At 42.3% G+C, this 14,271-nt stretch carries 10 protein-coding genes and 1 CRISPR repeat array (1 of these 11 only partly in view); of the genes, 8 read left to right on the forward strand and 2 right to left on the reverse strand.

Annotated features, from left to right (window positions below):
• Positions 1-45 precede the first annotated feature (45 nt).
• Together B5G33_RS08530 and B5G33_RS08535 are read right to left on the reverse strand one after the other, a co-directional pair.
• The gene (locus B5G33_RS08530; protein WP_158229591.1) at positions 46-258 is read right to left on the reverse strand and encodes a DUF4315 family protein; all 213 of its coding nucleotides are present in this window, start codon (positions 256-258) and stop codon (positions 46-48) included.
• Positions 227-1,981 carry an IS1634 family transposase gene (locus tag B5G33_RS08535; protein ID WP_242974611.1) on the reverse strand — a complete coding sequence of 585 codons (1,755 nt, stop codon included), beginning with the start codon at positions 1,979-1,981 and terminating at the stop codon, positions 227-229. Before B5G33_RS08535 ends, B5G33_RS08530 begins: the two co-directional genes overlap by 32 nt.
• Before the next feature lie 351 nt (positions 1,982-2,332).
• Here B5G33_RS08535 and B5G33_RS08540 point away from each other — a divergent pair, with 351 nt between their 5' ends.
• The 8 genes from B5G33_RS08540 (at position 2,333) to B5G33_RS08575 (ending at position 13,716) form a co-directional block, all read left to right on the forward strand.
• Positions 2,333-4,837, forward strand: coding sequence for a TM1812 family CRISPR-associated protein (locus B5G33_RS08540; protein ID WP_204247352.1), 2,505 nt, complete (start codon positions 2,333-2,335; stop codon positions 4,835-4,837).
• 23 nt (positions 4,838-4,860) lie between these two features.
• Positions 4,861-5,793 carry a CRISPR system precrRNA processing endoribonuclease RAMP protein Cas6 gene (cas6, locus tag B5G33_RS08545; protein WP_158229593.1) on the forward strand — a complete coding sequence of 311 codons (933 nt, stop codon included), beginning with the start codon at positions 4,861-4,863 and terminating at the stop codon, positions 5,791-5,793.
• Positions 5,794-5,964: 171 nt separating this feature from the next.
• Positions 5,965-6,420: a hypothetical protein gene (locus tag B5G33_RS08550; RefSeq protein WP_087417338.1), complete on the forward strand. Its 456-nt coding sequence runs from the start codon at positions 5,965-5,967 to the stop codon at positions 6,418-6,420.
• 35 nt (positions 6,421-6,455) lie between these two features.
• Positions 6,456-7,490 (forward strand): Cas10/Cmr2 second palm domain-containing protein, encoded by a 1,035-nt coding sequence (locus tag B5G33_RS08555; RefSeq protein ID WP_204247353.1) that lies wholly within the window; start codon positions 6,456-6,458, stop codon positions 7,488-7,490.
• 3 nt (positions 7,491-7,493) lie between these two features.
• A complete protein-coding gene (locus B5G33_RS08560; RefSeq protein WP_087417340.1) occupies positions 7,494-9,749 on the forward strand; it encodes an RAMP superfamily CRISPR-associated protein in 2,256 nt (751 codons plus the stop codon).
• A gap of 9 nt (positions 9,750-9,758) precedes the next feature.
• Positions 9,759-11,057 carry an RAMP superfamily CRISPR-associated protein gene (locus tag B5G33_RS08565; RefSeq protein WP_087417341.1) on the forward strand — a complete coding sequence of 433 codons (1,299 nt, stop codon included), beginning with the start codon at positions 9,759-9,761 and terminating at the stop codon, positions 11,055-11,057.
• The gene (gene csx19 / locus B5G33_RS08570; RefSeq protein WP_087417342.1) at positions 11,054-11,599 is read left to right on the forward strand and encodes a type III-D CRISPR-associated protein Csx19; all 546 of its coding nucleotides are present in this window, start codon (positions 11,054-11,056) and stop codon (positions 11,597-11,599) included. The genes B5G33_RS08565 and csx19 overlap by 4 nt, the downstream gene beginning before the upstream one ends.
• On the forward strand, positions 11,596-13,716 hold the full coding sequence (locus B5G33_RS08575) for a TIGR03986 family type III CRISPR-associated RAMP protein (protein WP_087417343.1): 2,121 nt from the start codon (positions 11,596-11,598) through the stop codon (positions 13,714-13,716). Before csx19 ends, B5G33_RS08575 begins: the two co-directional genes overlap by 4 nt.
• 463 nt (positions 13,717-14,179) lie before the next feature.
• Positions 14,180-14,271: a CRISPR direct-repeat array (repeat unit 36 nt; unit sequence GTAGAAATCAAAGAAGCCCGTTCAGGGCGTTGACAC) (it continues 459 nt past the right edge of the window).

Below are 14,271 nucleotides of genomic sequence, written 5' to 3' on the forward strand. Positions count from 1 at the left end.
TGCTAACTTTGCAAAAAAGTTACACTAAAGGTCTTCTGACGCTCCTCACACTTCGAGAAACGTCATAAGCTCCTGCATACTTTTACCGCTCCTGCGGAAGGCATTCATGATCTGTTTTGCCTCTATGGACTGCTTCTGTTCCTGGAGTTCAAGCAGCCTTTGGGTAAGCTCGTCAACCTTCTCCTGAGCCTTTTGAAGTTCAGCTGTTACCTTTGAGATCTCAGTCTCAATCGATGATAGTGAACGTGTCCTCGCCATAATCGTCATCCTCCTCGGGCGCTTTGTCTGTAGGTGTTTGATTGCCTGATAACTGACTGCCTATTTCTATCGCTATGCTTTTGACATCTGTATCAGACAGGCCGAATGCGCTAAGTATCGTTTTTTGTTTTTTCGTAACGGCATGATCCAGGCGGTAATGGCCATTGCCCCGCCTTACCATCTCGATCTTCTCAAGTTCTCTGAGAGCAGCGGGAACGGTCATGTAGTTTGGCTTTGTTTCAAGCCTGAGCATGGTCTCCTTGAGCAGGTTATACATCCTGTTGCGAACGATAAGGGCGATAAACTCAACAAATATCTTCGCTGACAGGGCCTGTGTGGTCTGGACCCTCATGCTTTTGGACCCGATAAAGGATTTGTCCGTGCTGAAGAGCTTTTCAGAAACATCTCTGCCTTTGTAGTGGATAAGCGCCTGGGAGGCCGTCATCTCCTCGGAGGTGACGATGCAAAAGTAACCGCAGAGATCCAGTTCACGCTTTATGACATCTTTTCGCTCGCTGTAGCCGACAAGATGACCTGCTTTGTCATACTTAAGGGTAAAATACTCCTGACATGCCTTTGATGAGGTAACCACATCTCCGATGTGCTTGTCCATATATATCTTAAATCTGTCCAGCGTAAGCTCCAGGCGTTCCCTTTCAGCCGCATGTTTGGAAGGATTGAAGTAGATATGGAAGTATCTGTCCTGCGTATCATCCTCATATAACCTGGCTTTCACAGTCTTACCGTAGACGTGATAGGCTCTGATGGAATGGTCGCGCTCAGTTTCAAATGTGCCGCGGTTTTCTTCTACAAGGGACGACACCAGGGCTTTACGGCCTTTTACCATTATAACGAAGGCATATCCGCCTTCCTCCATGTAGCGTATGTTGTCTTTGCTAAAGTAACCGCGGTCAAGTATGAAGCCTACCTTTTTATAGCCATACTCCGTCACCTTATCCACCATATGCACAAACTGGGAGACATCCGTTATGGAGCCGGGATATTCCTCATAAAACAGAGGCACCCGGTTGGTCTTATCAAAGGCTATGGCAAGGTTAAAGATAGGAATACCCTTATTATCCTTTGCTTTGCCATACTCTATGAGATCTATGTCACCGGCATTACAGTTTTTATTTGAGGAGTCATATGAAATATATATCCTTTGCTTATGATCCCTTCTTTTATTCCAGTCGTCAAGAAACCCTATCATCTGTTCCTTAGTGACGGAAGAGAAGAACCGGCATACCTTTGAATCGCTGTATATCCTCATACCATCCGAGAACAAAGGGTGGCAAAAAGCATAGTCGGGATAGTGCTGTCCGGCGTTATCCTCTTCCACTATAAGATAGGATAAAAGATCCATAAAAAGACCACAGTCCTCAGGAAACCATTTTTCCAGAAGTTTTGGAAGCTTATACTCGTTCAGGACATAACGGATCACCACATAAGGACCTATTCTGAGACAACAGCTTCTATACGTCTCAGGCAGTTCTTCGGGAAGCATCGCTTCAGGAAAGTACTGCTGAAACTTCTCGTTAGGAAACATCTTTGTTGGATCGGAAGGATCAACCTTCCCGATGATCGTCCTTTTGGGTATGGCATACTTCTTATCAGGCTTATATTCTGCCCCGTACTGGAAGAGCACATAGGAAGATCCGCCCTTAGCCTTGGTCAGGATTTTCCCTTTTTCCGAGGGGATCTGGACAACGAAATTGTAGTACATGCAGTCCTCCTTTTTAGTGTAACCGTTACACCAAAATTATATCACTAAATCGGAGGTTTGGCAAGCAAAAATCGCGTAAAATAAGGCTTTAAGCGACTTTTTACGTTCAAAACAGAACTTTAGTGTAACTCGCATGCAAAGTTAGCATTAAAATCATCTCTACATTCAATTTATTGGTAAAAATGTCTCTATACATTGAAATCCTCCTATAAATCCTTCTATAGAAAAGGATATCACAGGAGCAGCCAGACAGCAACTAATTAAAGAGATGCAACTATAGGCTTAATGAAATAATATCAATAACATGATAAAATATCAGAAGAATAGAATATGGCATTTCATATATTCAAAATGAAGTTTCAGGAAAAATTTGATTTTATGCAGGGAGGAGAGCTTATGATGGCGATAGCTGAAAAAAAGAACAAATCTATGCTGATCGCGCAGATTGGGAGAGGAACCTATTTAAACACGAATTACGCAGTTTTGCACGAAAGAATATCATCGGCTGATGTACATCAGTATAAGATAGATAATCTGGCCGCATATCAGACAGGTTATACATTCGAGGCAGTTTTACATGAGCTTCAGTATAAAAAAGATACAGATATAGATACTCTGCTTTTGATTGGAACATCGACATCATACTGGGGATCGCTCTGCAGCTATTTCCTCAGGAACTCTGAGGCAGGTGAAGTTGAGACCGGTCCTATAACGGATGAGCACTTAATCGAGGTTATTGAGAGGCTGAAGGAGGAAGCCGGAGAAGAGATAACCAGAGAGGAGCTTAAGCGAAAAGAAATTGGAGAAAAGGCTCCTATCCGGATCGAGGGAGAGGGCAGAGGCGCCGGGATACCTATTGATATTATTGCTGAAAATGACAAAGTAAAGCAGGCTGTCGAGCATCTCCTGACAGGTATCATCCAAAAAAAGCTGAGCTGTCATACGCAGATACGAATCCTCATTCTGGAAAAGGGCATTGACGACGAAGAAATAAAGAAGAACTTTACACTTCTTCAGACTGGGCTGGAGAGCATAGTGGCAGAGTATTATTATGAAACTGGAGAAATAGGTCCGTCACAAACAGATCAGGAAGATACGGAACGCTTAGTAAGACCGGAAATTGACCTGTATCTAGACGTATCCAACGGCTTCCGATCTCTGCCTATGTATATCTACAGTTTTGCAAGCTATCTGACACGGATCCGCAGGGAGAATTATAGGATCTATATGTATTACGGTATGGCAGATGCGAAGGGACAGTACGGCGGGGGAGAAAAATTGTATGCCCCGCTTGTCGATCTGGATCAGATCACAGACCTGATGCATTGGATCAATGCGATCAATGAATTCCACAACATGGGGTCAGTCAGGGAATTGATCAATATTTTCCGAGAAAAGGAGGAGTGGAATATTGGAACAGGCGATGCTGATTATCCGGATCTGAGGACCGTATTTGAAATGTTTGAATATGCTGCCAATGCGCACAATCTTAAGGTTCTGGAAGATACGATCGGCATCATGCGGAGCATGAAGGATCTGGATGACAGCCTGGATAAATTTCCTGAAAGCGGGAAGCTGCCGCGTCAGGCTGTGGTCATGCTTCAGGATATTGGAGAAGAGTTTGAAGAAAGGTTCTCAGGGGAAGGAATCCGGGAGCGGTTTAAATACAGCAATCTTACTCTGAGATTGGCAGAGTGGTTTTACGATGAAGGGCGGATCGGAAGTTCTGCGATCGCGGCAATGGAGGGAGTTACCACATACCTCTTGGAGCGGTTTTCCGAACTTGACGAAATGACCATTATACAGGAGTATCTGATACGAGAGCCTGTAAAACAGCTGCTCATGGAAGATAAGAACAGGACGGATTTCGGAAAGGCATATGACAGTATCAGAAGAAATATCCGTAATATCGGTGCACACATTCTTTTCCAGGAAGTATCTGGGAGCGATGTTATACAGTATAAAAAAGATATAGAATCAGTACTTGAGAAGATGCTGATCGATATAAAAAAAGAGAAAAACGAAGATTCCATTTTCTTGTCTCTCAGTAACGAGATACATGAAAGTGTGGAAATGAACATTCATAAAATCCGGAAGCCCTATAAGACAGCAGTGAAAATTCAGACAGAGGCGCAGCGGGTTCAGAAGGTAATCGGAACGTTGAAAATTGTGGAAATTCTGCCGGATGATCTCTCCAAAGAAGTTTATAAGGCGTTGTGTGAGCTTAAGATACAGGTCAAAAGAATGGAAGAGCTGGAAAAGAAAGGAATGAACGGACTTCCAGTGTTCATAAATGAGCTGGATGAACTGACTGTATTGAAAGCTTGTATGTCATTCTGGATTGGAGCCGGAAAAGAGGAACATTTTGAAATCAGATATCATTCCGGTTTTGGCAAGAATAAGAACGGAAGAACGGCGTCAGATCGCATACTGAATTTTTTTGCCACTCATGGTGAGAAATTCGTTGAAATTGCAAAATCAATCCATAGAGAAAAGGTATTTATTAACTGTTCCAATCACCCGTCAGAAACATGGTGCGCAGAGCAGAAAAAAGCGGCGGAAGAATACGGAAGGATCGTGGATATCCGTTTCCCCGAAGTAGATCCGGGCTGGACGAATGCACAAGTGAATGCTGAGGCTGAACGGATATGCGGAGAAATTGATCAGTACAATGCAGCGGCAGTTATGTGCCAGGGAGAGTTCACTCTCACATATGCGATCATCAGTAGACTGAAGGAAAAAGGTATCACAGTACTTGCTGCGTGCAGCAGAAGAAGAACGGAAGAAATAATAAATGATGACGGAAGCACACAGAAGAAAGCGCTTTACAGTTTTGAAGGATTCAGGGAATTCTGATATTCCCCGAAAAGGAGATGGCGATGGAACATACAATAACATTCGATATACCTTACATCAGGCTTGGCTTTCATGCAGAGTTATTAAGCAGTGCGCGCATGCCCGAGACTAAGACAGCCGCACTGCGCGGCGGAATGGGAGAGATGCTGCTCAGACAGAATTGTGTAACAGACTGGAAATGTGAAACATGCAGGTTCAGAAAAGCATGCGTTGTAAGCCATACATTCTATTCTGCCATGGAGAAAAAACCTTCCTATGTGACAAGTCCGGAAAGTGTGGGGTATCTGATCGAATGTACAGACACCCATACATACTTTAAGAAAGGCGGCCGATTTGAATTTACGCTGACCCTGTTCGGAGACAGCGTTGTATTTTTCAATCTTTATCTTCAGGCGCTCTGTCAGCTGGGAATGACCGGTCTGGGAAAAGATAAAGCGCGTTTTCGGATTTGTGAAGTGCGTAATACTCAGGGAAGGACTATCGTACGGGATAACGAGGTAGACATGAGCCGATATTGTATAGACACCGTAGGCGGCTATATCAAAAAAAGAAAAGAAAAGCTGCTGCGGGGGACGGGAGACTGGAGACTTACGTTTATTACACCGCTGAGTATGAAATATCAGCAGGAATATATGGAACAATTTTATGGGGAAGCACTTGTAAAGGGAACTGCCAGAAGAATACAGATGCTTAATTATTATATCGGGAATGAGGCGGATGTACCGGAATTTTCAGCATATCCAGAGATCAGGACACAGTCGGCCAGCCCGAAAACTGTGAGACGTTATTCGGGAACTCAGGATTCCCGTATGGCGCTGCGGGGAATATCAGGAACCGTGACATTCAATACTATGCCCGAAGAGTGCCTGGATTATCTGATTGCGGGAGAATTGACACATATGGGGAAGAATACGAGCTTTGGGTTTGGGATATACCATATTTATAGGAATAAATGAAAAAATATTTATGCCAGTAAATAACAAAAAATATTAGAAAATAGCAATAATATTATTTTGAAAAATGGTAAGTTAAGATATAATAATTAATAGTGGCGCTGTATATGTCCAAGTATTTACAAGAATAAAGCATGCATTACCAGAGAAGAGTATTATCAGGGAGGAAACAATATGACATACGTTTTAGCACAGTATACGATTCGATCAAAGCAAGAATACATATTTCGCTCGAATCGTGTAACAGAGATTATCGGCGCATCGGATAATATCACACGAAGCTGGGACATTTTGTTTGAGCAGGCAGAGAAATTATTTGAACAGAGCGGCGTTCCTGGAAAGAAGACGCTGCGGCTTGCAGATCAGAAAGAATTTCATATATCTGAAATAGCAGAAGCGTTTAGAACAAACACGCTCCACATGGTCGAATTGTTTCGGGGAGGGGGAAATGAAACAATACTTTTCGATTCACATGATAGTTTTATAAAAGTGAATAAGGCGTTTTCATATTATCTGTTAAAGAAATATCCGGGTCTGATTCCAATGGCTGTATGCAGTGAGTATACAGGAGACTATCAGCATGATTATACATGTCTGATGCAGGAAGCGGACAGGGAAAAAAACGAATGATAACCGGCCAAAGTGATTTCATTCTGCCTTTTTCGATGATGGATCGTAATACGTTTCAGCCATATTCTTGTGTAGAGAAATATGAGGATGGATTAGTTCGGCTTACTGCAGAAGCACAGGTCAAACGTAAACGAGGGCAGGAAATCAGCAGAGAAGATCCGGAGGTGCAGATTCTGGATAATATGATAATCGGTAAAGGAGAAGAAAGTCTTCTGGCAGTTATCCATGCAGATGGAAATAATATGGGAATTAAAATTTCGAAAATGCTGGAAGGAAAAACGGATTATGACACCTGCATATCAAAAATGAGAGAGTTTACAGAAATAACGGCAGATGCGTTTTCGGTTCAGGGAGTGCAGGCATTAGAAAAGTGCAGAGATACCCTGCAAGAGAAATATAAAGGAAAATATGAAGAAGGAGCTTTTCTGTTCCGAAAAATTATTACAGATGGAGATGATATGACATTTGTATGTAATGCACGGTTTGCAATGGAATATGTACAGGCATATCTGAAATCAGTGCAGGATTATCAGAAAAAAAATATGTCAGAATGGATGTACAGCTCGTGTGCAGGTATTTGTATTTTCCACAGTCACTATCCGTTTTCAAGAGTATATTCTATGGCTGAGCAGGCATGTGAAAATGCGAAGAAAAAAGTACACGGAAGACAGAATAAGATAATTGAAGAAGGCTGGCTGGATTTTCATTATATACATAATGGAATCGGAGGAGATCTTGACAGTGTAAGAAAGCGTCAGGGGACAGAACGATGTATTGCCCGTCCGTGGCTGATCGCAGGAGGAGAAGCCGGGAACATTCTTCATTATGACAGACTAACAGAACTGAACAGCTTGTTGAACGAATATCATGTGTCAAGAAGTGATATTAAAACAATCGGAAATGAATTCGAAGATAGTTTGTCCTGTGGCAGACAGGAGTTGGTTCGGGTTAATGGACACCATAAAGGTCTGGAGAACACAATAAAGGAGAAATATTCGGATCAGGAACAGTTGTTAAAAATGCTTTATGATTTTTCAGAAGTGTATGATCTGTGGTTTAAGGAGGGGTGATAGATGGAATATTTGAAAATAGTGCTTCGGTCCGACTTGTGTGCTGGAAATGGAGAAAGTGTAGGAAATGCTGTAGATACGGATGTATGTATGGATGAGGCAGGACTTCCGTATATTCCGGCAAGGCGGCTGAAGGGTTGCCTAAAACAGTCAGCACGCGATATGGAGAAGATGGAGTATCCGGAGGCGTCAGAGAAAACCCGCAGAATATTCGGAGATGCATATGGAAATGAAGGATGTCTGTTTCTTCAGGATGCAGTCATGAGGGGAGCGGAAACTATCCGTGAATTCCTGACAAAAAAAATACCGGCAGACGACCGGAATATAGAAAAATGTGAAGGGGCGATACCGGACATAGTAAAACGAATGGCACATCCTGCAAATGTCGGACGTATGTTTTCAAGGGTTAGAGGACAGACAAAATTGGAGGATGGAGTTAAAGTGGATAACTCCCTGAGGTTTACAAGAGTGATCAGCCATTATGATCCTTTTGATTTGAAAAACAGCAAAGAGATGGAATTCTATGCCCCATTATACCTGAACACAGAAGATTCAACGTTGCGAGATTTTTTGATAGATTGCTGTAAAGCGACCAGACATATTGGGACTTCTCGAAATCGAGGACTCGGCAACGTGAAAATAATGGTTTGGAATGATGATTCCACTGCTGATGATTCTTCTAAAGAAGAGATTCCAGAAGAACATGAGATCCCCGAGAAATTTGAGAAGACTCTGAAAGAAATGAATTCAGAAGATAAAGTGAAGATTTCTTATCATATTTCATTAGATGCACCGGTTACTCTGCCGGGATGTGGCGAGCTTAATACGTCCATACCGGCAAGAAGCGTGATTGGATGCCTTGCAGGAAATTATCTGCGTACAGGAAATGCAGATGATAAATTTTTTGATTCACTTTTCCAGAATGGTGATGTTTGCTGGTCGGCACTCACTCCGGTTATTGATGGAGGGATTTCTGATCCTGCGCCAATGATGTTGGTAAAGCTTAAAAATGATAATGGCCGTCTGATCAATAGTCTGGCGCAGAAAGATACAGACTGGAAAGGACTGAAGCCAAAAACAATGGACAGTGCGTTTGCTTCTTTCTTTACACCGGAGGATAAGACCAAAGTCGGATTTGCAGTGGCAGAGCCTGCTATTCATACAGTTTATCACCATGCAGTCCATGGAACCTTTCAGGATAAGTTATCTTCTCCTGATTCATCAGAAAGTGAAGAGAAAATGCTGTATATGCAGGAATCTATTGATGCCGGAATGATCTATGGGGGGACTGTGATCTGTACGAAAGAGATGATAAAAAAAGTGCTTACTATTCTAAGCCGGGCTGACTTGCGTTTTGGGCGCAGCAGAAGTACGCAATATGCTTCCTGCTCTCTGAAAGAAATTGTAAATGTGGAACCCTGCGGAGAGGAATGTATTAGCACTGCAAAAGGTGAAGCGGTGTATGTTATATTAAAGTCGGATCTTGCCATACAGCAAGAAGGAAAATACATAACAGATGCAGATAAAATACGCAGCGTACTGGCAGATAAACTAGGACTTAAGGATAAGATACCAGATGGCCGGACGGATTACTGCCGTTACCATACAATCGGTGGTTATCAGTCGACATGGAAGCTTCAGAAACCGCATGTTCCTGTTGTGAGAGCCGGAAGTGTTTACTGCTTTGAAGCATCTGGAGAAAGTGTTCCATCTATAATCCGAACAGGAGGATTTGCACAGGAAGGATTCGGAGTATGTTATGTTATGACTGAGGAAAAAATGCAGGAAGCAGTTTCTGTGAGAGAGGGAAATATTGATTATATTGAGCCTAAAGAGGATTGCAGATATACCCGGGAGATATATACAAAATTGTTAGTATCAGCCGGACTTGAGGCAATGCGGAGATATGCGCTGGATTACAGTGTCCAGGATGAGAAAATTCCGGTCGGACGTCTGAGGCTGATGCTTTCTCAGGCGGAAGATTATCAGGATTTTCTTCGAATGATCGGAACGATTAAGGAGAGTGATATCAGCAGTGAGAATGAAAACGGCAGAAAAAAGGTCAGTGAGAATCTGGTCAGAGGAATTTATTCGCACACCGGAAAGAATACGCTCTCATTGAAAAAGATTCTGGGTGAAGATGACGCTTTATGGAAAGAAATCAGCAGCTTCCCTGAGGCACAGGATGTTCTTTTGAAAAGCTGGAAAGTTCCTCTGGAGATTATTCTTCATAAACAGCATTATAAAAAGGAAAGGTAGGAGATTTCATTGAAAAAAGTATATTATCAGTTAAAAATGTACCAGAAGTCTCCGCTTCGAATAGGCAGTGGAGAAAATGAGATCACTGACAGTGATCTTATGATCGATGGTAAAGGATGCCCGTTTATTCCGGGAAGCAGTGTTGCGGGTGTACTTAGGAATTTGTGTATGAATACAATCCCGACCTTATCAGAAGAAGATGTAAATGAAATGTTTGGAGATATTTCGGAAGATACTATTTCGGAGAGTCATGTGCTGGTCAGTGATGCTGTTGGACCGGGGACAGCATCTGCATCTGATTATAAGATTACCGTTCGTGATGGAATACGTCTTGATGAATGGGGGATGACAGTCCAGGGAAATAAATATGATTTTCAGGTGACAGAGACAGAGATGCCTTACTATTCTGTACTGGAGTGGACCGGGGAGGAAGGAGATTATCAGAAAGAAATCGCAGATGGCCTGGATCCATTAATGAAAAGTCTGGTATTTGATGGAATTTCTTTCGGTGCGAGAACGACCAGAGGATATGGAAATATGGCTGTGACTGTAAAAAGGATAGATTATCAATTTCCGGAAGATATAGAAGAATGGATGAAATTTGACCCGTTGGATGAAGAATCATTTGTAAATGGGACAGATATTACTGCCGAGTCTCAGAAAAATGCATATATTAAGATATGTGCAGATATAAAAATAAAAGGAAGTTTTTCTGTTCGGGTAAATACTGCACGGGCGGAGGTATTTAGCGATGGCAGCGTACCGGACTCCGTCCCGCTGTCTAATTTGGAAGAAAAGCCGGTTATTCCCGGTACTTCATGGGCAGGGACTTTCAGACATCATATGCAGGCACTTTTGAGACAGCTTAACATGGACAGCACGGAAAAAAACAGAACCGTTGAAATAAACCGTTTGTTTGGGATGGAAGAAAAAGAAGGTGAACATATACGTTCGTCAATTCGTTTTGGAGAGACAGTGATTAGCGGAGGGGCTCCGTATTCTCTCACTCGAAATGCGGTAGACCGATTTACTCAGGCTCCGCGGAATACAGCTCTTTTTACAAGCAGGCTTTGGCAGGGAGGGCATGGAAAACTGGAAATTGTAATAGACCGAAATAAATGGAACAAATTTCAGATACAGTTGTTGGCAGTTTCCCTGATCGATCTGGAGCTTGGACTTCTGAGTTTTGGCGGAGCGTCAGGAACAGGACACGGAAGATGCAGTGTTATGCATCTAACCGTGGATGGTAAGGATATGACCCGTCAGATTAAGGAAAATAACAGTCATTTTCTGGAGGAATTTTTATGAATGAATGTATGTGGATCAAGGAGAGCGGCTCTGTTCAGACAATAGATTTAAGTTCTGAGTTACTGCAAAGATTTTCAGGAGATTTTTTATTCCTTGCTTATGGAACGAATTTTTTTCAGGCGGGCCATGCAAATAAAGAAGAACTCAGTATATTAAACCTGGAAAAGCTTTTGGAGCTTCGGATTTTTTCGGACGAGCAGGAAATCTATTTTAGCAGGAGCTGTATCGGTGAAAGTTTTCAGTGGAGAATCGCATCAGAGCAGGATGTTTCGCAGAAGTATTATATCGTTCAGTATCAGACCCTTGATATTAATCACGATAAGTGTGAAAAGATGGGAAATCCGACAGATCAGTATGGCAATCTTGTCCTTTATACCACAGTTGGCGGGAAATATGTACTCCCTGCAGATATGAACGCAGACAGTTCTGAGGTAATCTGTTATCTCATTTATGACAAAAACGGAATGGCAAAGATCGCTGATTACCGTCTGAAAGGATTTGTAGAGCGAAATGCTGTGGAGAAAGGAAGTGAGAAAGTATGAGTAATCAGTTATTTGTTAACCCATATAACTTCATTCCGTTTGGTTCGACAATTGAAGAAAGACGAAAATCCAGAGAATCTGTCTATCGCGGAGAGTCGCATTTGGTCAGCGGCTGGCTTACAGTAGCGCTCGATACAAAGACACCGCTTATTGTTCCGGATGGGGTACATCCGAAATATTGGGATATCAATAAGAACAGATATATTGATAATCCAAGTGATGACGAAAAGAAAAACCTGCATAAAGAGTACGGCTTTTTGAGAGCTCCCGGAGAAACAGGGGACGAGCCGGTGATTCCTGGCAGCGAGCTCCGTGGAATGCTGCGCAGTGTATATGAGGCTGTTACAGACAGCTGTACAGCATTTCTTCTGGATGATAAGCCAATCAGCCAGCGCGTTCCTACTTTCGGGTCATTGCAGAAAAGAGGATTGCTGGCGTATGAGGAGACTATTACTGGCAGCGGGGAACGCCGATGGGTATTATACAGTACCTATGCTGAAAAAGTTGCAGTACAAGTAAAAGAATCAAAACAAGTAGAAGAAACATATCTAGAGTATAAGAATGGACAGAGAGTTACAGAAAAGAATGGAGACTTTATTGCTAATCATGGCTGGCTTCAGTATAATATACCTGTAAATACAAAAGACGATTATCACATTGCTTATCTGCAGGAAAACGAAAGGATCTATACATGGGATTTTACGAGAGAAGACGGTACACCGGATAGGATTAGAAATGAGGAACCCTACAGAGCTCTTAAGTCAGCTTTGCAGGATCGCCCGCGGGCGTTGAAAAACCGGAATAAGATACCAAATAAAAATCTTCAAAACGCCTTAGAACGGGCAAAAGCGGGGAACGACAATAAAATTCCTGTATACTATTTTATGGTAAAGCGGGGAAATGAAACGCTCGTATATTTGTCCAACTCTTCTATTGGTCGGATTGCCCAGAGAAGAAAGTGGGAAGAAATAATGGGAGTGCATGTACCTTGTGATAATACTGACCGTCTTTGCCCGGCATGTCTGCTGTTTGGAACAACAAGAGGAAAGGGGCTGAAAGGACATATTCGTATTACAGACGCGAAACCTGTTGGCAGTCTAAAAAGTGAAATACATACTTTGCAGATACTTGGCGAGCCAAGGACGTCAGCTTTTGAGTTTTATCTAAGGAAACCGAAGGGGCAACAGGTGACGTATTGGAATTTCGACTTTTATGGTGAAAAAGTATTGGATTGCAATGGCAAAGCCCATACGGAGTATCATGATCTAGGAAATGCAACACCCAGAGGAAGAAAGATGTACTGGCATAGTTCGGTGGCTGCGGACGCGCCTAAAGGCAAGATGAATTCGACGATGGAAGCAATGAGCGGTTCGTTTGAATTTCAAATATATTTTGATGAAATTACGGAAGAACAGCTTCAAAACCTGGTATGGGTCGTTACTTTAGGTGAGAACCGAAAAGACAGCACAAGACAGCATAAGCTTGGACATGCAAAACCATTTGGGTATGGAAGTACTAAGCTTATAGTAACAGAGAAAGTTATCCGTAATGTATCAATGGAAGGGAATTCTATAGAGGTAAGTCTTGATAGAAAAGGCTATAAAGATATTAACACAAAGCAGGGAAAAAATCTTGATCAGGGAGCGGTTAAAAATCTATTAATTATGTGTGATACCCGGTCTATACCTAAAGGTGTTCCGGTTATGTATCCAAGAGAGTTGGACAAAAAAGGCAATGAATATATATATACCTGGTTTGCAAATAATCGGAAAAATGCAGACAGGCTGCGTACTCTACCGGAACCAGTTGATCAAAGACTGACTTTGAGAGGCAGATGGAATAAATCAGGTTCGGGACCCTCTGACTCTTCAGGAAATTTCCAAAATAGATGTAAGGGTGAAAAGGCATCCCGAGTTGCGGGCAGGGTAAAATTCTTCAGAACAGACCAGAATTTCGGGTATATTACCGGAGAAGATAATACGGATTACAGGATTACGCTCAATGCATATAATCCGGATATTCAGGCAGAGGATTTGAAAAAGGGGCGTTCTGTTACATTTATTCCTAAGAATTTAAACGGCAAATGGGTGGCAAACCAGTGCAGACTGGCGGAGTAAAGCAGGTATAGGAATAGTTATAATATTAGCAGTATGACTAATATCTGGGCAGCTGCAGTACTTTTGATTATGTTATGAGGAACGCGAGTGCTGCAGCATGCCAATAGTTCTCGAACATTTGTCAAAAAGTGTAAGCTACAGTGGGATTTACAGAGGTATAAGTACAAAGAGGAGTATACCGGTCTATTGACTGAAAGTATATGGAAGAGATTCCGGATGGAGAGACAAGCCGTAATATAAAGAGAAGGACAAATGATAAAATATAAGCAATGTAGCTTTCATTTTATTGGCAGATTGGGTATAATATTTATGTTGTGGCAAGCAGGCGCCTTCCTCCAAATATGAACAAATTGTGAACATGCCAGAAAATGAGCAAAAAACGCCTGATTTCAGAATTTTCAGATAAATATCTGCAAAAATGAGCCTGCAAAGTCAGTATTTATGCGGGCTCTGAGAGGGTACCGTAGAAATCAAAGAAGCCCGTTCAGGGCGTTGACACACATAAGGTAACTATTCCAACAACCGATAGAGTCTGTAGAAATCAAAGAAGCCCGT

This window comes from Blautia sp. An81, from assembly GCF_002161285.1.
Lineage (GTDB): Bacteria > Bacillota > Clostridia > Lachnospirales > Lachnospiraceae > Blautia > Blautia ornithocaccae.

Bases quoted from the DNA above. Each gene is read 5' to 3' on its own strand.
- B5G33_RS08530 (WP_158229591.1), bottom strand. From the start codon at position 258: ATGGCGAGGACACGTTCACTATCATCGATTGAGACTGAGATCTCAAAG.
- B5G33_RS08535 (WP_242974611.1), bottom strand. From the start codon at position 1,981: ATGTACTACAATTTCGTTGTCCAGATCCCCTCGGAAAAAGGGAAAATC.
- B5G33_RS08540 (WP_204247352.1), top strand. From the start codon at position 2,333: ATGAAGTTTCAGGAAAAATTTGATTTTATGCAGGGAGGAGAGCTTATG.
- cas6 (WP_158229593.1), top strand. From the start codon at position 4,861: ATGGAACATACAATAACATTCGATATACCTTACATCAGGCTTGGCTTT.
- B5G33_RS08550 (WP_087417338.1), top strand. From the start codon at position 5,965: ATGACATACGTTTTAGCACAGTATACGATTCGATCAAAGCAAGAATAC.
- B5G33_RS08555 (WP_204247353.1), top strand. From the start codon at position 6,456: ATGATGGATCGTAATACGTTTCAGCCATATTCTTGTGTAGAGAAATAT.
- B5G33_RS08560 (WP_087417340.1), top strand. From the start codon at position 7,494: ATGGAATATTTGAAAATAGTGCTTCGGTCCGACTTGTGTGCTGGAAAT.
- csx19 (WP_087417342.1), top strand. From the start codon at position 11,054: ATGAATGAATGTATGTGGATCAAGGAGAGCGGCTCTGTTCAGACAATA.
- B5G33_RS08575 (WP_087417343.1), top strand. From the start codon at position 11,596: ATGAGTAATCAGTTATTTGTTAACCCATATAACTTCATTCCGTTTGGT.